This window comes from Acidovorax sp. LjRoot204 (assembly GCF_056175785.1).
This window is the reverse complement of sequence record NZ_JBGFFF010000029.1, coordinates 1-20,407: the sequence shown is the minus strand read 5'-3', so window position 1 is coordinate 20,407 and position 20,407 is coordinate 1. Positions and strand designations below refer to the sequence as shown.

The following is a 20,407-nucleotide window of genomic DNA, read 5'->3' as shown; positions in this document are numbered from 1 at the left end:
GTTGCTCTGGGCTCAGCGTACCTGCAGACTCGGCGACCCTGCGTCGGCGTCGGGCATTCACGTGCGTAGGACAGTGCTACGCCCCGCGTCCAGGGGGTGCTACTGCTTGAAGACGACGGCGTCCAGCGCCATCGCGCGGATCGCCTCGGCCGCGGCATCGGCCTGGGCGCGGGTGGCGTAAGGCCCCACCCGCACGCGGATGCGGCGTCCCTTGGAATTGTTCAACTCCTGGCGAAACGCGGGCAGACCTTCGTTGAGCAAGCGCGCCTGCGTCTTGCGGGCGTTGGCTTCTTCGGCGAACAGGCCCACGTTGATGTAGTAGCCCGGGGCAGAGCCCACCGTGGGCAGCGCGGTGTCGGCGGTGGAGGACGCTGCTGCCGCCGGTGTCTTGGGCTTGGTGGGGGCTGCTGCGCGGCTGGCGGCATCCCGGCGTGCAGGGGCGGTAGCGGTGGCGCTGGCCGCAGGCGTCGGTGCGCGGGTCGATGCGGCTGGCGTGGCTGGCTTGGGTGTGGACGCCTTGGCGGCTGGAGGGGCGGCCGTGGCCGATGCGGACAGTGCTGGAGCTGGGGGCTCGGCCGATTTTTGAACGGCAGTGGCGGCAGGAGCGGGCGCGACAGCCAAAGGTGCCGACGCCACAGGTGCAGGCGCAAGCGCAGGCTTGGGGGCTGCTGCTGCAGCAGCCTGGGGCGCGGGTGTGGGCGCTGGCGGTGGTTCTGTTGCCACTTCAGGGGCTGGCGTTGGCGGTGTGGGTGCCCCTTCGGCCTCCGGCACCGGCAAGGCACCCACGGGCTTGGTGGCAGATGCCGCCTGGGCCGCTGCCGTGGCCTGCGCCACCGTGACGGCGGGTTCCAGCGCCAGGGGCTTCACGTCCGACGGGGACAGCGCCAGGTAGGCGATCAGTGCGGCCAGGCCCAGCACCACGTTTGCCAGCACGAGCACCTGCAGCCGCTTGCGCGAGCTGGCCTGCTTTTCGAGCAGCGCGCAGGCTTCCGGCACGGTGCGCGACGCGGCCAGCGCGCGCGCAATGCGCTTGCGGATGTCGGCGTACAGGATGGCGTTGCCGTAAAGCCCCGGCACTGCAAAGGCCAGCACCGCAAAGGCGCCCAGCACCCCGAGTTCGATGCCCACGGGCCAGTGCAAAAACGAACGGCCCACGCCAAACACGATCAGTGCCAGCCCCTCGGCCGCCGCCACATAGACCAGCGCAGCGCCCCACAGCTGGCGAAACAGCATCCAGTTCAGGGTGCACAGGCAGGCGGCCCAGTTCCAGGTGGTGGTCGTGCGACCCGTGTCGTCAAAGCGCTCGAACACCTTCAGGTAGTAGTCCGTGTTCACGGGCCCCAGGGCCAGGCGCGACATGGCGGCCATGGCGTTGTCGGACGGCGAATCGAGCGACATGGCCGGGATGATGGAGGCGACAGGATCCGTGTGGTCGAGCATGGTCGGATTCTGTCATGCACCGGGCGGTGTATTACCTGCCGAATCGCAAGGTGCTGCGCGGCGGCAACGGGTGCGCGCAGCGTGGTGGCGCGCTGCGGGGCGTCCGAGCAGGCCACCACGTGCCTGTGGGACGGGTTTTGAGTCAAATCGGCTGCAAGCGCTAGTCGAATATGCTCAAGCAGCTATCAATTAGATAGCGTTCGCTATTTGCCCCGTACCAGGGCCATGATCTGGCCCGCGTCCAGCGTCGCTGCCTTCTGTTGAATTTGTGGCAAGTACTGCGTCTGCAGCTGCTTGGCGGGCGTGAGCAGGCCCTGAAAGGTCTCGCGCAGCATGGCCGTGCTCATGACCCGGCCACCGGCGTAATAGCGCTTGGCCACCTGCCCCAGCGCGTAGGTGGTGGCAAACGAAAACGCCATGCCTGTGGCAGCGCCGCCCAGCCCGCCGATGGTGCGGCCCGCCACCTTGCCCAGCAGGCCGCCCAGCAGCTTGCGACCAAACTGCTCCAGGTACTGCGACGTCATGCCTACGCCGGCAGCGGCGATGAACTCCTTGATGTGGCCCTGGTCCAGCTCCACCCCGTGGGCCTTGCCAATGCCGTAGACCATCTTCACCTGCAGCGGGATGAWGGCCATCGACGCCCATGACTGCGGCAGCAGCTCCAGCGCGCCATTGAGCAGCGCATAGTTCAGGATGGATTTGTCCAGCTCTGCGTCCGAGGCACCTGCACCGACTGCTGCGGCCAGAGGCGCTGCCGCAGCAGTGGCCACCGGCACCGCCATCGGCACGGCCTTTTCGGCCACGTCCACCAGTGCATCGGCTTGCTGGTCAAACGCTGCCGTCTGCGGGTCGCCCAGCTGCAGGGCCGCCTTGAGTCGGGTCAGAAACTCGCGCTCCGCCGCGGTCTGACGGCCGTCCRCATCGCACACGCAKACMGCCATCTCGTAGGCCAGCTGGCGGTGCATGGGCTCGCTCAGACCCTGCACGGCGGCCTGCACGCTGGTGCGCTGCAGCAGCACGTCCTGGTAGATGCGCGGCAGGTCGGCCACGCCCCCGTCGCCCGCGAGCGACTGGGCAATGCGGCGGATCTCTTCGCGTTCGGCATCGTCCTTGTTGCCATCGGCAAACGCTGCCAGAAGGGCGATGGTAAGGATGGATTTTTGCTGGTCCAGGGTCATGGTCGTCGTGCAGAAAAAAGGGGTGGGAGGGGGTGCACACTGCTTGCAGTGTGTTGTGCGGTGGCTTGTGAACAGGTTCTTAGGTGCAGTCTAGGCAATGCGGTTTCAACGCCACAGCGTGTGGGGGATTGATGGCGCGGGCTGTGCGGGGCGCCAGGGCTTCGGGTTTTCCCTTGGGTAGTTCGGCGACTGTGCGGAGGGCCATCGCTTGCCTACAGTGCTTGCCATCGCGCCGTCGTGGCGTGCATCAACGGAGGATGGACATGGGCGTAGCGATCGTGGGTTGGGCACATTTGCCGTTTGGCCGGCTGGACGGCCTGGGGCTTGAAGACCTCATTACGCGCGCGGGCCGAGAGGCCCTGCAGCACGCGGGCATTGACGGCACGGTGGTGGATGGCGTGTGGCTGGGCAACCTCAACGGCGGCTTCACGCCCGATGTGTTTGCCTCGTCACTGGCCCTGCAGTGCGACGACGCCCTGCGCTGGAAGCCCGCCACGCGGCTGGAGAACGCCTGCGCGTCGGGCTCGGCCGCCCTCTATGCCGCGTGCGATGCGATCGAAGCCGGCCGCGCTCGGGTTGCCCTCGTCATCGGCGCCGAAAAGATGACCGCTGTCTCCGGCGCCGAGACCACGCGCATCCTGGGTGACTGCGGCTACTCCGGCGAGGCGGGCGATCCGCCCGGTGGCTTTCCAGGCATTTTTGCGTCCATCGCGCAGGACTACTTTGCCGCGCATGGCGACCATTCGGCCACCCTGGCACGCATCGCGGCCAAGAACCACGCCAACGGCGCGCTCAACCCCTGGGCCCACATGCGCAAGGACCTGGGCTTTGAGTTCTGCAACACCGTGTCCGACCGCAACCCGATGATTGCCGCGCCCCTGCGCAAGACGGACTGCTCGCTGGTGTCTGACGGCGCGGCGGCGGTCATCCTGGCGGCCGATGATGCGATGGCCGACTTCCCCCGCGCCGTGCGCCTGCGGGCGCGGGTGCAGGTCAACGACTACCTGCCCATGGCGCGCCGCCGTGTGGTGGACTTTGAGGGGCCCCGGCGCGCCTGGCAGCAGGCGCTGCAACAGGCCGGGTGCGCGGTGCACGACCTGTCGCTGGCGGAGGTGCACGACTGCTTCACCATCGCCGAGCTGCTCACGTACGAGGCCATGGGCCTGGCGCCCGCAGGCCAGGGCCACCGCCTGCTGGAAGACGGCACCGTGCTGCGCAACGGCCGCCTGYCTGTCAACGCGTCGGGCGGGCTCAAGGCCAAGGGTCACCCGATCGGCGCCACGGGCGTGTCGATGCATGTGGTGTCGGCCATGCAGCTCATGGGCGAGGCGGGCGACCTGCAGGTGCCGGGTGCCACCCTGGCGGGCGTGTTCAACATGGGCGGCTCGGCCGTGGCCAACTACGTGAGCATTCTGGAGCGCGCCCGATGAACATCGCCCACCTGCTGCGCCGCAGCGCCTTGCTGTACGCCCACCAGCCCGCGCTGCTGCATGGCGACCAGGTGCTGTGGAGCTACGGCACGCTGGCTGCCCGCACCGCCGCGCTGGCCACCCATCTGCGCACACGCTGTGGCGTGGCCCCGGGCGACCGCGTGGCCATCTACGCCGCCAATGCGCCCGAATACCTGGAGGCCCTGCACGCCATCCTGTGGGCGGGGGCCGTGTCGGTGCCGGTCAACTACAAGCTGCATGCCAAAGAACTCGCCTACGTGCTGGCCGACTCGGGCGCGCGCGTGGTGCTGACCTCTGAAGCGCTGGCACCCGCCGTGCGCGAGGCCGGGGCGCCGCAGGACGCGGTGCTGGTCTTTGGCTCCGACGCATACCGCGCCGCAGTCGCCCACACGCCCATGGACGTATGCGACCGCGCGCCGCATGACGTGGCCTCGCTGTTCTACACCTCGGGCACCACAGGCCGACCCAAGGGTGTGATGCAGACCCACCGCAACCTGCTGGCCATGACGGCCTGCTACTTCACCGATGTGGACGACATCCTGCCCGGTGACGCCATGGTTTACGCCGCACCCATGTCGCACGGCGCGGGGCTTTACAACTACGCCCAGGTGCTGCGCGGCGAGCGGCATGTGGTGCCACTGTCGGGCGGGTTCGAGCCGGCCGAACTGGTGCAGCTCGCGGCCAGCGTGGGCCAGCTCACGCTGTTTGCAGCGCCCACCATGGTGCACCGCCTGGTGGACCATGTGCGTGCCACGGGTGCCGACGTCTCAGGCTTCAAGACCATCGTCTACGGCGGCGGCCCCATGTACGCCGACGACCTGCGCAACGCCCTGGCCGTGATGGGCAACCGCTTTGCACAGATCTACGGCCAGGGCGAAAGCCCCATGACCATCACCGCCCTGTCGCGCGCCCAGCTGGCCGACCGCGACCACCCGCGCTGGGCCGAGCGCATGGTGTCGGTGGGCGTGGCGCAGTCGCTGGTGGAAGTGCGTGTGGTCGATGCCATGAGTCAGCCCTTGCCCACCGGCGAGACCGGCGAGGTGGTGGTGCGCGGCGACACCGTGATGCCCGGCTACTGGAACAACCCCACCGCCACCGCGCAGACGCTGCGCGACGGGTGGCTCTACACCGGCGATATGGGCGCGCTGGATGCCGACGGTTTTCTCACGCTCAAGGACCGGTCCAAGGACGTGATCATCTCCGGCGGCAGCAACATCTACCCGCGCGAGGTCGAAGAGGTGCTGCTGCTCCACCCGCAGGTGCGCGAGGTGGCTGTGGTGGGCCAGCGCGATGCGGAATGGGGCGAGGTGGTGGTGGCCTTCCTGGTGGCAGGGGAGGGTGGCGCGGTGGCCGATACCGTGCTGGATGCGCTGTGCCTGGAGCACATTGCTCGCTTTAAGCGGCCGAAGGAATACCGGTGGGTGGAGGCGTTGCCGAAGAACAGCTATGGGAAGGTGTTGAAGACGGAGCTGCGGGGCAAGGGGTAGTGCTGCGGCGGGGCGATGTTGTGGGCAGTGGGGTGTTATGGCAGCCCGCCATCACGCCCCATCTTCATCGGATGACCGCTCTTGGGCAGGTGCGCGCGCAAGTTCAGACGGTTTGTGGGTCGGTTTCCGACACCATCGCCAGAACGTCGACCTGCTGATCCCCAGCTCTGCAGCGGCTGCACCAGTGCGTCCGCCATGGCGCTCCAGCGCAGCCAGGGCCTTTGTGTGCCGATCGGGTTGTTCTGGCGGTTGCTCCGGTGTCGCCAGAGCAGCCAGGGCCTGTTCGATGTCTGGCCGTGCCGCAAGAAGTTCCGGGCATTCGTGACGTAGCTCGCTCCACTCCACCTTGTCGATGTGCCGGTACTGAGACAGCCAAACGGCGATGCGGTCACACATGTTTTCCAGCTCGCGCACGTTGCCGGGCCATGGGTGCTGTTCCATGGCACCTCCCCATTGGGCCAACACCTCAGCGGCGGTGACACCAGACACGCCGACCCGGCTCAGACTGTGGGCCAGCAAACGCACAGCCAAGACTTGGACGTCGCCTTTGCGATCCCGCAGCGGAGGCAATGCCAAAGTGAGGGTGTTGAGGCGGTAGTACAGGTCCTGGCGGAATTGGCGCGCATTCACCATCTGCAGCAGTGGCTGGTGGGTTGCCGCTATCACGCGCACGTCGACTGGGATGGATGTGACGGACCCCAAGCGGGTAATGCGGCGCTCCTGCAAGACGCGCAGCAAGCGGGTTTGCAGCGTGAGTGGCATGTCGCCGATYTCRTCSAGAAASAGGGTKCCCGTGTGSGCYGCYTCRAACAGSCCGCGCTTGCCGCCGCGGCGYGMRCCGGTGAARGCGCCTTCCTCGTRGCCGAACAGCTCGCTTTCSAGCAGSGYTTCCGGRAACGCTGCGCAGTTGATGGCGACAAACGGGCGACGCGCCCTTTGGCTTGCGTTGTGCATGGCCTGTGCAAAGAGTTCTTTGCCGGTGCCGCTCTCGCCGGTGATCAGGAGACTGAAGTCGGTGGCGGCATACAGGCGGGCTCTGGCGATGGCTTGCAAAAACGCGGGGGCTTGCCCCGCCAAGCTTTCAAAGCGGTGGCGCGCAGCGTGGTCACTGCGGCGGTGCTGAATGCGCAGGCTGTTATCGGCCTCGTGGATGGTGCGAGCGTCGTACAAGGTCAGCGCCGCACCGGTGGTGTGGCCGCCCTCGTAAATGGGCGTGCGATTGGCAATCCAGTCGCGGCCTTGCAGGCGGAGCACGGCGCCATGTTCGGGCTGGCCGCCTTCCAGCGTCTCGCGCAGCGACAGATCGGTGGTGACAGACGCGAGGGGTTCACCCAGGCGCGGCGCACGCACCAGGCCCAAAATGCGTTGCATCGCCGGGTTGATGGCGATGATCTGTTCGGACTGATTCACCGCCAGGACTGCCTCTTGCAGCGTGTGCAGCACCGTGTTGAGCTGTTCGTATCGCCCGGCCTCCAGCTGCGCCACCCGCGCCAGCTCCAGAGCGTCTTCAAAGCCCTGGCGGATGCTGGCATGCGAATACGCCAGCAATCCAACGAGGCCTGCGTTTTCTGCCAGTTCCACCACCAGGCTGGAGCCCACGACCACGCGGATGCCATCGCTGTGCAGCTGGCGGATGCACGCGCGGGCCGAGTCAGGCGTCTGGTAGGCGTACTGGTGAATGTCGATGTTCAACAGACCTTTGACGGATTCCAGCTCCGGAAGGGTATGGCCGTACATCACGATGCCCACGCGGTCGGCCGTTGCCCGGGCCTTGATGAGCGCCTGCAGSAKGTCRAASCCGCTCAACTGRATGGTGGCCACCGGGGCACTGATCCCGCTGCGCAGCAGGCTGGCGTTGGRCCCCGCGCTCACAAAGACATCGACCAGTCCGCTGACCAGCCGCTTGCGGGCCAGGTCCAGCGCCACCTCAAAGCTGCCGTCGATCACCTCGATATCCGCCCTGTCCCGGTATTCCGCCACGATGGGCATGGCCATCAGCCGGATCTGGCGATAGCTCATGAAACAAAGGCGAGGGCGGCTGGCAAGTGGTGTGACGGGGGTTGGCATAGGGCGGACGGTTGCGCGGACTAGACACTGGCTGTGGACGCGTTTCAACGAAAGGCTGTTGCGTTTCATTGATCTGCAAGTGAAACACAAATATGAAACATTGGGGTGGTCAATGAAACATGTATGCCGCTGCTCCGCCACATTGGTGCGAGCATGGTCAATCAAATCAATGCTTTGCGGCAGGCGGGCGCGCTGGCACGTACTGTGCAGTAACTCCATCCAAACAACCCTGTTTGCAACATCACTCCATTGCCATGTCTGAATCTGCTCCTTCTTCCACGTCCTCCTTGCCCGCTCCCATCTCTTTGCGCCAGCGCCTGACCCAGCCCGGGCTGGTGATCGCCCCCGGGGTGTACGACATGGTGTCGTTGCGGCTGGCCGACACCTTCGGCTTTGATGCCTTGTACATGACGGGCTTCGGCACGGTGGCCTCGCACCTGGGCTTGCCAGATGCCGGGCTGGCCACGTATTCGGACATGGTGGGGCGGGTGAAGGCCATGGCAGGCATGGCCCGCTCCCCGCTGATTGCGGACGGCGATACGGGCTATGGCGGTTTGCTCAACGTGCGCCACACGGTGCAGGGCTACGAGGCTGCTGGCGCGCAAGCCATCCAGCTGGAGGATCAGGAATACCCCAAAAAATGTGGCCACACCCCTGGCCGCCGGGTGATCCCCATGGAAGACATGGTGCGCAAGATTCGCGTCGCTGTCGACAGCCGCAGTTCGTCCGATTTCCTGGTGATTGCGCGCACGGACGCCCGTACCAGCCTTGGTCTCGATGAGGCCCTGCGCCGGGCAGAGGCTTACGCCCGTGCTGGAGCGGACATCCTTTTTGTCGAGTCGCCCGAGAGCGAGGAAGAGATGCGAAAGATCGGCCAAACCGTGGATAAGCCCCTGCTGGCCAACATGGTGGAGGGCGGACGGACGCCCGTGCTGTCGCACAGCGAGCTGGAGTCCATTGGCTACAAGCTCGCCATCTTTCCGGTGACTGCCTTGCTGGCCGCTACCCAGGCCATGAAGACGGTGTATGCGCAGTTTCAGCGCACGGGCTCGTCGGTGAACAGCGACGCTGGCTTGATGCCCTTCGCGGAGTTGACGCAGCTCATGGGTTTCGAGGACGTCTGGGCATTTGAACGCCAGTACGCCGAGACACCCTGACTTGCGAGGCGCGTGGCTGCTGGAGCCTTTCGCCCCCTCGACATGACGACCTCAAAACACAACACGAAGGAGACAAACATGAAACCTCATCCATCTCTCATCCCCTACGGCAACGTGCCGCCTGCGCCCGGCTTGCAATGTCGGCGCAAGCTGCTCGCCCTGTCAGCCCTGGTGTGCCTGGGCGCGGCGGCCGGGATGCCCGCGGCCACGTACGCTCAGGACGTCTGGCCCAGCAAACCCCTCCGGCTGATTGTTCCGTTCACCCCTGGGGGCGTCACCGACACCAGCGGGCGTCTGATTGCCGAAAGTCTTGGCAAGCGCCTCGGCCAGCAAATCGTGGTGGACAACAAGCCGGGGGCCTCCGGAAACATTGGCACGGCGCTGGCCAAGTCTGCGCCAGCAGATGGCTACACCTTGGTTCTGGGCTTTGACGGCACCATGGTGATCAATCCACATGTGTTTTCGAAACTGCCTTTTGATACGGCCAAAGACTTTGCGCCAGTCGGCAAGATTGGCGATGCCACCCTGGTGCTCGTGGCGAACCCTGGCGTGCCGGTGAAGGGCCTGGCCGATGTGATTGCCTTGTCGAAGACCCAACATGGAGGTCTCTCGTTTGGAACCTCGGGGACGGGTGGTACACCCCACATTGCCGGTGAATTGCTCAAAATCCGGACGGGCGCCAACCTGACCCATGTGCCCTACAAGGGCGGTGGCCAAGCCATGACCGACGTGCTGGGGGGCACGATTCCACTGGTGTACACGGCGGTGGCGGGCGCTCACGGACACATCAAGTCCGGCAAGCTCAAGGCCATTGCGGTGTCGAGCGCGCAGCGTACCAGCGCCTTGCCCGATGTGCCCACGTTTGTCGAGAGCGGTGTACCCGACTTTGTTGTCAACTCGTGGGTGGGGCTGCTGGCACCGGTGGGTACGCCTGCGGCGGTGATCACGCGCCTGAACACAGAACTGAACGCGGTGCTGAACGATGCCGCCGTGCGTGAGAAATTGCGTGTAATGGGCATCGAGCCCACACCCGGAACTGCCGAGCAATACCGCGACGAAATCAAGCGGGACCTGGATCGGTATGGTGCCGTGGTGAAGGCGGCTGGCATTTCGATCGAATAAGGCGGCTGGTCCTGCACACTTCACCTTTCTCGGAGCAAGTCCATGGATCTGAATCTGAAGGACAAACATGTCCTCATCACGGGGGGCAGCAAAGGCATTGGTTATGCCTGCGCGGCGGCGTTTCTGGCCGAAGGGGCGCGCGTCAGCCTGGTATCGCGCAGCACCGAACACCTGGAGGCCGCACGTGGTCGGTTATCGGTGGATGTCCATGGCAGCGCTGGGCGCATCAGCGTCCATGCCGCTGACCTGCAGCAGCCCGAGTCGGCGGCGAAAGCGCTGTCGGCTGCCGAAGCCGCCTTTGGGGACGTCGATGTGCTGGTCAACTCTGCAGGGGCTGCCCGGCGCACCCCGCCCGAGGAGTTGAGCGCGCAGGCCTGGCACGACGCGATGAACGCCAAGTTCTTCACGTACGTCCATATGGTGGATCTGGTGGTCAAGAAGATGGGCGCGCGGGGCCAGGGGTCCATCGTCAATGTGGTGGGCGCCGGAGGAAAGGTCGCCAGCCCCATCCATATGCCTGGCGGGGCGGCCAATGCGGCGCTGATGCTCATGAGCGCGGGCATGGCTGCCGCCTACGGGCCGAAGGGTGTACGCGTGAATGCCGTCAACCCGGGCGCCACCCACACCGAGCGGTTGCAGGCAGGGATGATCGCCACGGCACGCATGCACAACATCTCTGAGCAGGAAGCGCTCGCACAGGCGACGAGCAAGGTGCCGTTGGGTCGCCTGGCGCAGCCGGAGGAGGTCGCCAACGTGGTGCTGTTTCTGGCGTCCGAGCGTGCAAGCTACGTCACGGGCGTGGTTCTGACGATGGACGGCGGAGCAACGCCCATGGTGGTGTGATACCCGAAGCAGGCTCTGGTTGGTGCACCATTAAGCCTGCGGCCTCCGCGGTTTTGCAGCCCGTCCTACCATCCTGGCTTGCCATCCACAGACTCGACCTATGACCACCACCCTCAARATCGATTTCGTCTCCGATGTCTCCTGCCCCTGGTGCATCATCGGCCTCAAGGCGCTGGAGCAGGCGGCGGACCGGCTGCAGGGCGAGGTCGCGTTGGACCTGCACTTTCAGCCGTTCGAGCTGAACCCGCAGATGGGGCCTGCGGGTCAGGACATTGGCGAGCACCTGCAAGAAAAGTACGGCGCCACGCCCGAGCAGAGCCAGAAGAACCGCGAGGCCATCGCGGCGCGTGGGGCGGCGCTGGGGTTTACCTTCAGCATGGACAAGCGCAGCCGCATCTACAACACCTTTGATGCGCACCGGCTGCTGCACTGGGCCGAAGAGAAGGGCGTGCAGCCCGCGCTGAAGAAGGCGCTGTTCACGGCGTATTTCACCGACGGGCAGGACCCGAGCAACCACGAGGTGCTAGTGCGTGTGGCGGGCGAGGTGGGGCTGGATGTGGCCGAGGCGCGTGCGCTGCTCGCCTCAGACCGCTACGCCGACGAGGTGCGCGAGCGCGAGCAGTTCTATCTGCAAAACGGCATCCATTCGGTGCCCGCGATCATCGTCAACGAGCGCCACCTGATCCAGGGTGGGCAGCCGGTGGAGGTGTTTGAGCAGGCGCTGCTGCAGATTGCCGCGCAGGGCTAGATGCTATTTATTTGATAGCTGCTCAGGTATATTGCACTAGCGCTACTGGCATGTACGATCAAAAAAGGGGCCTGGAGCCCCTTTTTTGATGTCTGAGCGATGCCCCGGCCACACCGGGCAACCGTCACTTGCGCAGCGGAATGGCGGTGGCGCGGTCCACGGGAACGGCGGTCACGCTGTTCTGGGGGGAGCCGTCGATGAGCTTTTCAGAGTAGGTCAGGTACACCAGCGTGTTGCGGGCCGGGTCCACCATGCGCACGATGCGCAGGCGCTTGAACAGGATGGACATGCGTTCGCTGAACACTTCCTCCTGTTTCTTCAGTGGCTCGGGAATGCTGATGGGGCCGACCTGGCGGCAGGCAATGGAGGCCTCGGCGCGGTCCTCGGCCAGGCCCAGCGTGCCCTTGACACCACCAATGCGTGCCCGCGAGACGTAGCAGGTGACGCCCCGTACGCCCGGGTCGTCATAGGCCTCGACGATGATGTCGTGGTCGCGGCCGATCCACTGGAACGCGGTGTCCACGGTGCCGATTTTTTCGCCCGATGCGGCCTGCACTGTGCCGCCCGTGAGGGCCGCAAGCGCCACAACGGCGGCGGTTGTCAACGTGCGCGCAGCGGTCATGCCGCGGTCTCGCCTTCGGTGCAGCGCTGGGCCAGGTGGGCCAGCGCTTCTTCGACCTGGTCCACCAGCACCAGGCACAGGTCGCCGGGTTGCAGGCGCTCCAGGGCGGTGTCAATGGCGATGAACTCGCCACGGATCTCTTCCACATGCGTGGTGCGCGGCGCACCGGCCAGGCCTTCGCGCAGCAGGGCCATCACTTCGCCGTCGGCGCGACCGCGCTGGGCGGCGTCCTGGTACAGGATCACGTCGTCAAACGCGGCGCCCAGGATCACGGTCTGTTCGCGGATGTCTTCGTCGCGCCGGTCGCCCGCACCGCTGATGACCACACTGCGGCGCTTGCCGGGCAGGGCGTCCACGGCCTGCACCAGGGCGCGCATGGCGTCGGGGTTGTGGCCGTAGTCGGCGATCACCGTTGCACCCCGGTAGTCCATGATATTGAAGCGGCCGGGGGCGTTGTCGCTGTCGTTCACAAAGCCCGACAGGCCGCGGCGGATGGTCTGCCAGGGCATGCCCACGCCCCAGGCGGCAGCCACGGAGGCCATGACGTTCTCGACCTGAAAGCCGATCTTGCCGTTGCGCGTGATGGGCACGTCGCGCAGGTGGATGGTTTCGCGCCACGAGCCTTCGGAGGCGACGATGGAGTCACCATCCACGTAGACGGTGCGGTGGCCCTGGGCGCGGTGCGTGACCATCACGGGGTGGTGGCGGTCGCTGGCAAAGTAGATCACCTTGCCGGGGCAGGCCGAAGCCATGGCCGCCACGATGGGGTCGGCGGCGTTGAGCACCGCGTAGCCCGTGGGGGCCACGTTCTGCACGATCACGCGCTTGAGCACGGCCAGGTCTTCCACCGTGGTGATGTAGTTCAGGCCCAGGTGGTCGCCCGCGCCGATGTTGGTGACCACGGCCACCTGGCAGCGGTCAAAGCCCAGGCCTTCGCGCAGGATGCCGCCCCGCGCGGTCTCGAACACGGCGGCGTCCACCTCGGGGTGCAGCAGCACGTTGCGGGCGCTCTTGGGGCCGCTGCAGTCGCCGCTGTCGATCTGGCGGCCGTTCACGTACACGCCGTCGGTGTTGGTCATGCCCACGCGCAGGCCCTGGGCCGTGAACAGGTGCGCAATCAGGCGGGCGGTGGTGGTCTTGCCGTTGGTGCCGGTCACGGCCACGGTAGGGATGCGGCCGTCGTCGCCATGGGCAAACAGTTTGTCCACCATGGCCTGGCCCACGTTGCGGGGCTTGCCGTAGCTGGGGGCCAGGTGCATGCGCAGGCCGGGGGCGGCGTTCACTTCCACAAAGCCGCCACCTTGTTCTTCAAGGGGGCGCAGCACGGTCTCGGCCACCATGTCCACGCCGCAGATGTGCAGGCCCACCATCTGGGCGGCGGCCACGGCGCGGGCCGCAACCTCGGGGTGCACGTCGTCAGTCACATCGGTGGCGGTGCCGCCGGTGGACAGGTTGGCGTTGTTGCGCAAGATGACGCGCTGGCCTTTCTCGGGCACCGAGTCGGGCGTCAGGCCCTGCATGGCCAGGCGGGCCACGGCGATGTCATCGAGGCGGATCTTCGTCAGCGAGGTGGCGTGGCCTTCGCCACGGCGGGGGTCCTGGTTGACCACGTCCACCAGCTGGCGCACGGTGTGCTCGCCATCGCCCAGCACCTGGGGCGGCTCGCGGCGGGCTGCGGCCACCAGTTGGTCGCCCACCACCAACAGGCGGAAGTCGTGGCCGGGCAAGAAGCGCTCGACCATCACGGTGCCGTAGTCGGCGGCGTTCTTGTAGGCTTCTTCAAGCTGTGCGCGGTCGGTGATGTTGACGGTGACGCCCTTGCCCTGGTTGCCGTCTTGCGGCTTGACCACCACGGGCAGGCCGACCTTGAGGGCGACCTCCCAGGCTTCGTCCACAGTCTCCACCGGCTTGCCCAGCGGGACGGGTACGCCAGCGGCGTGCAGCAGGCGCTTGGTCAGGTCCTTGTCCTGGCCGATGGATTCGGCCACGGCGCTGGTCGAATCGACCTCGGCYGCCTGRATGCGSCGCTGCTTGGARCCCCAGCCRAACTGCACCAGGCTGCCGCKSGTGAGSCGGCGGTAGGGRATGCCSCGSGCCACGGCGGCMTCGACGATGGAGCCCGTGCTGGGGCCCAGGCGCTCGTCTTCGTCCAGCTCGCGCAGGTCGGCCACGGCCTTTTCGGCGTCAAAGCTGCCGTTGCCCAGCGCTGCCTGGATGAGTTGTTGTGCGTCTTCAAACGCCTTGCGGCCCACGGCTTCTTCGCTGTATTCGACAACCACCTGGTACACACCGACATCACTGGTGGCCGTGGTGCGCGCAAAGGTCACGGGGCAGCCGGCCTGCGCTTGCAGCGCCAGTGCTGCGGTCTGCAGCACGTGGGCCAGCGACACATCGCCGCCACCGGTTTCCGGGTGCAGTGCGCCGATGGCGGGGAACAGGGCCCGCAGGCGGGCTTCGAATCCGGCCATCTGGCCCACGGCGCGCTCGTTCTCGGCGCAGGTCACCACGGCCTCGATGGCCATGTGGCGGCTCCAGAGGTTGGGGCCGCGCAGGGCCCGGGTGCGGGTTACATCCATGGAAGTCTCTTTCAGTGGTCCATCAGAGCGCTGGGGCCCTGTTCAGGTCGTGGGATGTGGGGTCAAACAACAAACAAAGGCAAATGCACGAGAGGCCATCACGACCGCAGGGCGGCGGTGGGGACCAGTTCGGGCTCGAAGGTCTTGATGCCTGCGCCGATCAGGTCGGGGGCAATGTCCAGCGCCCAGGCCGTACCGATGGCGGCCAGCAGGGCGTCGGTGTCTGGCACCACGGCATTGYGGCCAAAAGTCAGATCAGACAGGGCGCCCAGCACATGCTCGGCGCTGCCCGTGGCCAGCACCACGCGGCCGTTCTTCACGAAGACGGCGCGGCCGTTGTCCTTGGCGCGGTGTTCGGCGATGACGGGCAGCGTGCCGTCCTGCGCATACAGCACCACGTCGCCGTCGGACAGGGGGGCCAGGTCGGCCACTTGGGCGATGGCGGCATTGAGCACCGCAGCGCCTTCGGCCAGCACCACGTCCACCTGGGTGCGCATCACCTTGGTCATCTGGTCCTGTTCGTGCACATCGAATTCGGCGAGCGTTTCCACGCCGTCCATGTCGGTCACCACGCCCACCTGGCAGCGGTCATACGCCAGGCCGTCGCGCAGGATGGTGCGGGCGTCGCTTTCGATCACGGCGGCCTGCACCATCTTGTTCATCAGCAGGCGGTGGGCGGCTTCCCAGTGGGCGCAGTCGGTGGCCTCCACGCAGCGACGATCCAGAAACAGTCCTTCGCGGCAGGCCAGGCCGGTGTGGTGCCCGCTCRGGTGCAGCAGCCAGGCCACCACGCGCGAGATGGTCGATGTGCTGCGCGTGCCGGCCACGCCCACCAGCGGAATACGACCGGCCTGGCCTTCGTCATCGGCGTCGGAGGGGAACAGGTGCTCGGCAATTGCCTGGCCCACAGGGCGCGGCGCACCCACGGCGGGTTTCAGGTGCATGAGCAGGCCAGGGCCTGCGTTGACTTCGACAATCGCGCCGCCCTGGGTGTGCAGGGGCTTGGAAATATCGCGGGCCACCATGTCGATGCCTGCGATGTCCAGGCCCACCACCTTGGCGGCAAGCTGGGCGATGTACGCCACTTCAGGGTGCACGTCGTCCGTGCAGTCCACGGCCACGTTGCCATTGCGCTGCACCACCACTTGGCGGCCAGCGGCGGGCACCGAGTCGGCTTCAAGATCCTGGCGCTTGAGTTCGAGCTGCACCTTGGYGTCGGTGGCCAGGTCGATGATTTCGAGCGGGTACTCTTCTTCGTAACCCCGGCGCGGGTCGGAGTTGAGCTGGGTGTCGATGAGTTCCTTGACGGTGGAGCGGCCGTTGCCGGTGATGGTGACCAGCTCGCCGCGTGCTGCGGCGACCACCTTGCCTCCCACCACCAACAGGCGGTGCTCGTCGCCAGGGATGAAGCGCTCCACCATCACGTCGCTGCCCTCGGGGTAGGCCACGTGGTAGGCCGCTTCGATGTCTTCCTGCTTGCGCAGGTCCAGCGTCACGCCCCGGCCGTGGTTGCCGTCGGAGGGCTTGACCACCACGGGCAGGCCGATGTCTTGCGCGGCCTCCCAGGCTTCCTCGGGGCTGTTGACGACCTGGCCTTCGGGGATGGGCACGCCGCAGGACTTGAGCAGGCCCTTGGTCAGATCCTTGTCGCTGGCAATGCCTTCAGCAATCGCGCTGGTGTACTCGGTCTCAGCGGTCCAGATGCGGCGCTGGCGGGCGCCATAGCCCAGTTGCACCAGGTTGCCGTCATTCAGGCGGATGTGGGGAATGCCCCGGTCGGTGGCGGCGGTGACGATGCAGGCGGTGCTGGGGCCGAGGTACTGGTCGTCCACCTCGGTGCGCACGCGCGCCACGGCGGCCTGCACATCAAAAGGCTGGTCGTTGATGGCCGCCATGATCAGTGCATGGCCCTGGGCCAGTGCCACGCGGGCCACGCTTTCGTCGCGGGCGCGGAACACCATGCGGTACACGCCGCGCTGGCTGGTGCTGCGCGTCTGGCCGAAGCCGGTGGGCATGCCTGCCAGATTGAGCAGCTCGATCACGATGTGCTCCAGCACATGGCCGCACCAGGTGCCTTCCTGCAAGCGCTGCAGGAAGCCGCCGCGCTCGCCCACGCCGCAGTGGTGCTCGATCAGCGCTGGCAGCCAGGCCGTGAGGCGGTCATTGAAGCCGGGGATGGTGTTGGAGGGGTAGTCCTCCAGCTCGCCCAGGTCCAGCCAGACTTCCAGGACCGGCCGGTAGGTCCAGATATTGGGGCCCCGCAGGTAGTTGATGCGAAGCAGTTGGATGTCGTTGAGTTTCGCCATGGATTGCAGCGGTTGTGGTTCCGGCCTTGGTAAGGGCTGTGCGGTAGGGGGACGAAAGGGAATTTTGTGGACGATGATTGTGCGCCAGTCCAGGGCCTGTGCGCAGTGTCAGCCAAAAGGCCGCCACAGACGTTACAGGAGGATGCCGTCGCACCGTGGCGTGCAGTATCGGTGAGAATTCTTGCTTTCGCGAGAGCGGCCACCGCAGGCAGCCGGTGGCGGAAAACCCAACCAAAAATGCAACATCACCATTCTGTGGACGCCTCGGGTGTCTTTTCTGGCCCTGTGGGGGCCGATTTGCGGGCCATGCTCGCTTCCAAAGAGAACGTGTTGGCGGCTTTGCCGGTTGACCTGAGCGCCACACTGCGCTTTGCGGCGGGGTGGGTAGTGGTGACCTCCGAACGGCTGCTGGCCTGCGACCCCGGTACCACGACCTGGCGCAGCTGGCCCCTGGGTGAAGGGCTGACGCTCAAGCTGCATGACCATGGCGGAGTGGGCTCGCTCGAGCTGCACAACCCCCAGGAGCGCCTGGCCCAGTGGCGCTTTACCCTGGCGCACCATGCGCAGGCGCTGCGCCTGGTGCAACGTTTTGAGCAGCAAAGCGCCCGGGGCGACAGCGGTGCCGAGGACGAAGCCGACGAGCCCGCTTGCCCTACCTGCCACACGCCGCTGCCGCCCGACACCGAAGAGTGCCCGGCTTGTGCCCGTGCCCAGCCACCCCAGACCYCCACCTGGGTGCTGCTGCGCCTGTGGCGTTTTGCGCGGCCCTATCGCAAACAGCTGGCGGCCGGTTTTGCCCTGACGCTGGCGTCCACCGCAGCGACCCTGGTGCCGCCCTACCTCACCATCCCGCTGATGGATGACATCCTGATTCCGTTCCAGAACGGSMARCAGATCGAMCCKGSSCKSGTSCTGCTGTACCTGAGCGGCCTGCTGCTGTCGGCGCTGGYCGSCTGGGGCCTGRGCTGGGCGCGCACCTACMTSCTGGCGCTGGTGTCCGAGCGCATCGGCGCCGAYCTGCGCACCACCACSTACGAGCACCTGCTSMSSCTGYCGCTCGACTAYTTYGGSGGCAAGCGCACCGGCGACCTGATGGCGCGCATCGGGTCGGAGACCGACCGCATCAACGTGTTCCTGTCGCTGCACGCGCTCGACTTCATCACCGATGTACTGATGATCGTGATGACGGCGGCGATCCTGTTCTCCATCAACCCGTGGCTCGCGTTGGTCACGCTGGTGCCGCTGCCCTTCATTGGCTGGATGATCCATACCGTGCGCGACCGSCTGCGCACCGGSTTYGARAAGATCGACCGYGTSTGGTCCGAGGTSACCAAYGTGCTGGCCGACACCATCCCSGGCATYCGCGTGGTCAAGGCCTTCGCCCAGGAAAAGCGCGAGGCCCAGCGCTTTCGCGATGCCAACCAGCACAACCTGGAGGTGAACGACAAGCTCAACAAGACCTGGAGCCTGTTCACCCCCACGGTGTCGCTGCTGACTGAAATCGGGCTGCTGGTGGTCTGGGCGTTTGGTATCTGGCTGGTGTCGCGCAACCAGATCACGGTGGGTGTGCTCACSGCCTTCATYGCCTACATCGGSCGSTTYTACRSGCGGCTSGAYTCGATGAGCCGCATCGTYTCGGTCACSCAGAAGGCSGCMGCMGGCGCCAAGCGCATCTTCGACATCCTGGACCACGTGAGCAACGTGCCCGACCCTGCCCAACCCGTCAAGGTGGACAAGGTGCAAGGCGCCATCAGCATGCAGGGCGTGGGCTTCCGTTACGGCAGCCGCGCGGTCATCAAGGGGCTGGATCTGGACATCCGCCCCGGCGAGATGATCGGTCTGGTGGGCCACAGTGGCTCGGGCAAGAGCACGCTGGTCAACCTGATCAGCCGTTTTTACGACGTGAGCGACGGGTCCATCCAGGTCGATGGCATCGACATCCGACGCTTTGCGGTGGCCGACTACCGCCGCCACATCGGCCTGGTGCTGCAGGAGCCTTTCCTGTTCTTTGGCACCATCGCGGAGAACATCGCCTACGGCAAGCCCGAAGCGACGCGCGAGGAAATCGTGGCCGCCGCCCGCGCTGCCCATGCGCATGAATTCATCCTGCGCCTGCCGCACGGCTACGACTCGCTGGTGGGCGAGCGCGGCCAGGGCCTGTCGGGCGGCGAGCGTCAGCGCATCAGCATTGCGCGCGCTCTGCTGATCGATCCGCGCATCCTGATCCTGGACGAGGCCACCTCGGCGGTGGACACCGAGACCGAAAAGGAAATCCAGAAGGCGCTCGATAACCTAGTGCAAGGCCGTACGACGATCGCCATTGCCCACCGCCTGTCCACCCTGCGCAAAGCCGACCGCCTGGTGGTCATGGACCGCGGCGAGGTGGTGGAAGTGGGCCCGCACGATGAATTGATGGAAAAGCAGGGCGCCTACTGGCGGCTGTACGAAGCCCAGGCCCGCCGCGCCGAAGAAGACGCGCAGGCGGCGGGCGTGATCATCGACAGCAGCCTGCTGCACCCGGCCCACCCCGCCGGCAACCCCTGAGACGCTGTGAGCGACCCTGCCATGAATGCTTCCCTGACCCCATCGTCGTCCACCCCCGCTTTCCAGCTCACGCGCAACCCGCACGGCCGCCTCGTCCTGACCCTGGCCGATGGCACGGCCCATGAGGGCGTGACTCCCGTGCGTGCTTTTCCCATCGCCGCGCCGGGCGAGGGGCTGTCCCTGGTGGGCGCCGACGGTCATGAGCTGCTGTGGGTTCCCCGGCTGGAGGCCGTGACGGGCGCCGCCCGGCAGCTCATTGATGAAGAGCTGGAGGTGCGCGAGTTTGTGCCCACTATCCAGAAAATCCTCGCCGTTTCTAGTTTCTCGACCCCTAGCACCTGGGATGTGGAGACCGACCGGGGGCCTGCCCGCTTGGTGCTCAAGGCCGAAGAAGACATCCGCCGCCTGGGCGGGCRCACCCGGCTGCTGATTGCCGGGGGCGACGGCTTGCAGTTCCGTGTGAAGGACACCACGGCGCTGGACAAGCATTCGCGCCGCTTGCTCGAACGCTTTCTTTGACCTTGTAAGGCGGAGTCAAGCCGGCTCCGTCCTGGGCTCGGACCTTGTCCTGCCAGTCGTAGGGGCCTGTCTGCGCTCCTCTGCAAGACCGTCAACATGCTCTGTCGGGAATGTGGGGCCGGCGGAGCCCGCCTCTTGCGCATTCCTTGCGCACGGCCCGAGCCGCCTACTTCTCTGCCTGTTCCCCTGCAGCGGGTGATGACCTGCGGGCGCCCCGCCTTCTGACGGCGTGGTGCTGTTGCGACATTCGGCGTGCGCCCAGCGCGCTCTTCGGCCGATTCGGCCCATTCGGGGCACTGTTTGGCACCTTCATGGTCCTTGCCTGACGCCGAACCGTCCCAAAAAGC

The 20,407-nt window shown here is 66.3% G+C and carries 14 protein-coding genes; 8 read left to right on the top strand and 6 right to left on the bottom strand.

Annotation, left to right across the window (positions count from 1 at the left end; translation table 11 throughout):
- Positions 1-99 precede the first annotated feature (99 nt).
- Positions 100-1,440 carry an SPOR domain-containing protein gene (locus tag AC04MI_RS08025; protein WP_395452925.1) on the bottom strand — a complete coding sequence of 447 codons (1,341 nt, stop codon included), beginning with the start codon at positions 1,438-1,440 and terminating at the stop codon, positions 100-102.
- Between the two features lie 203 nt (positions 1,441-1,643).
- Positions 1,644-2,618 carry a YcjF family protein gene (locus tag AC04MI_RS08020; RefSeq protein ID WP_476497546.1) on the bottom strand — a complete coding sequence of 325 codons (975 nt, stop codon included), beginning with the start codon at positions 2,616-2,618 and terminating at the stop codon, positions 1,644-1,646.
- Between the two features lie 263 nt (positions 2,619-2,881).
- On the opposite strand from AC04MI_RS08020, the gene AC04MI_RS08015 reads away from it, so the two are divergent.
- Together AC04MI_RS08015 and AC04MI_RS08010 are read left to right on the top strand one after the other, a co-directional pair.
- Entirely contained in the window at positions 2,882-4,048 is a 1,167-nt protein-coding gene (locus tag AC04MI_RS08015) for an acetyl-CoA acetyltransferase (RefSeq protein ID WP_476497545.1), read from the top strand.
- Positions 4,045-5,556 (top strand): AMP-binding protein, encoded by a 1,512-nt coding sequence (locus AC04MI_RS08010; protein ID WP_436077587.1) that lies wholly within the window; start codon positions 4,045-4,047, stop codon positions 5,554-5,556. The genes AC04MI_RS08015 and AC04MI_RS08010 overlap by 4 nt, the downstream gene beginning before the upstream one ends.
- A 51-nt stretch (positions 5,557-5,607) precedes the next feature.
- On the opposite strand, the gene prpR is transcribed toward AC04MI_RS08010, so the two are convergent.
- On the bottom strand, positions 5,608-7,623 hold the full coding sequence (prpR, locus tag AC04MI_RS08005; RefSeq protein WP_476497542.1) for a propionate catabolism operon regulatory protein PrpR: 2,016 nt from the start codon (positions 7,621-7,623) through the stop codon (positions 5,608-5,610).
- Between the two features lie 254 nt (positions 7,624-7,877).
- On the opposite strand from prpR, the gene AC04MI_RS08000 reads away from it, so the two are divergent.
- The 4 genes from AC04MI_RS08000 (at position 7,878) to AC04MI_RS07985 (ending at position 11,493) form a co-directional block, all read left to right on the top strand.
- Entirely contained in the window at positions 7,878-8,780 is a 903-nt protein-coding gene (locus AC04MI_RS08000) for an isocitrate lyase/PEP mutase family protein (protein ID WP_436077589.1), read from the top strand.
- A gap of 78 nt (positions 8,781-8,858) precedes the next feature.
- Complete coding sequence (locus AC04MI_RS07995) at positions 8,859-9,902, top strand: Bug family tripartite tricarboxylate transporter substrate binding protein (RefSeq protein ID WP_436077590.1); 1,044 nt, start codon at positions 8,859-8,861, stop codon at positions 9,900-9,902.
- A gap of 42 nt (positions 9,903-9,944) precedes the next feature.
- On the top strand, positions 9,945-10,745 hold the full coding sequence (locus AC04MI_RS07990; protein ID WP_436077591.1) for an SDR family oxidoreductase: 801 nt from the start codon (positions 9,945-9,947) through the stop codon (positions 10,743-10,745).
- A 100-nt stretch (positions 10,746-10,845) separates the two neighbouring features.
- Positions 10,846-11,493 carry a DsbA family oxidoreductase gene (locus tag AC04MI_RS07985; RefSeq protein WP_436077592.1) on the top strand — a complete coding sequence of 216 codons (648 nt, stop codon included), beginning with the start codon at positions 10,846-10,848 and terminating at the stop codon, positions 11,491-11,493.
- Between the two features lie 124 nt (positions 11,494-11,617).
- Here AC04MI_RS07985 and AC04MI_RS07980 read toward each other — a convergent pair whose 3' ends face one another.
- The 3 genes from AC04MI_RS07980 to AC04MI_RS07970 form a co-directional block, all read right to left on the bottom strand.
- A complete protein-coding gene (locus AC04MI_RS07980; protein WP_436077593.1) occupies positions 11,618-12,115 on the bottom strand; it encodes a CreA family protein in 498 nt (165 codons plus the stop codon).
- On the bottom strand, positions 12,112-14,691 hold the full coding sequence (gene cphA / locus AC04MI_RS07975) for a cyanophycin synthetase (RefSeq protein ID WP_476497539.1): 2,580 nt from the start codon (positions 14,689-14,691) through the stop codon (positions 12,112-12,114). Before cphA ends, AC04MI_RS07980 begins: the two co-directional genes overlap by 4 nt.
- Before the next feature lie 98 nt (positions 14,692-14,789).
- Positions 14,790-16,997, bottom strand: coding sequence for a cyanophycin synthetase (locus AC04MI_RS07970; protein ID WP_476497538.1), 2,208 nt, complete (start codon positions 16,995-16,997; stop codon positions 14,790-14,792).
- A gap of 237 nt (positions 16,998-17,234) precedes the next feature.
- Here AC04MI_RS07970 and AC04MI_RS07965 point away from each other — a divergent pair, with 237 nt between their 5' ends.
- Positions 17,235-19,541 (top strand): cyanophycin metabolism-associated ABC transporter, encoded by a 2,307-nt coding sequence (locus AC04MI_RS07965; protein WP_476497536.1) that lies wholly within the window; start codon positions 17,235-17,237, stop codon positions 19,539-19,541.
- Positions 19,542-19,562: 21 nt separating this feature from the next.
- Positions 19,563-20,060 (top strand): cyanophycin metabolism-associated DUF1854 family protein, encoded by a 498-nt coding sequence (locus tag AC04MI_RS07960; protein ID WP_476497534.1) that lies wholly within the window; start codon positions 19,563-19,565, stop codon positions 20,058-20,060.
- Positions 20,061-20,407 lie beyond the last annotated feature (347 nt).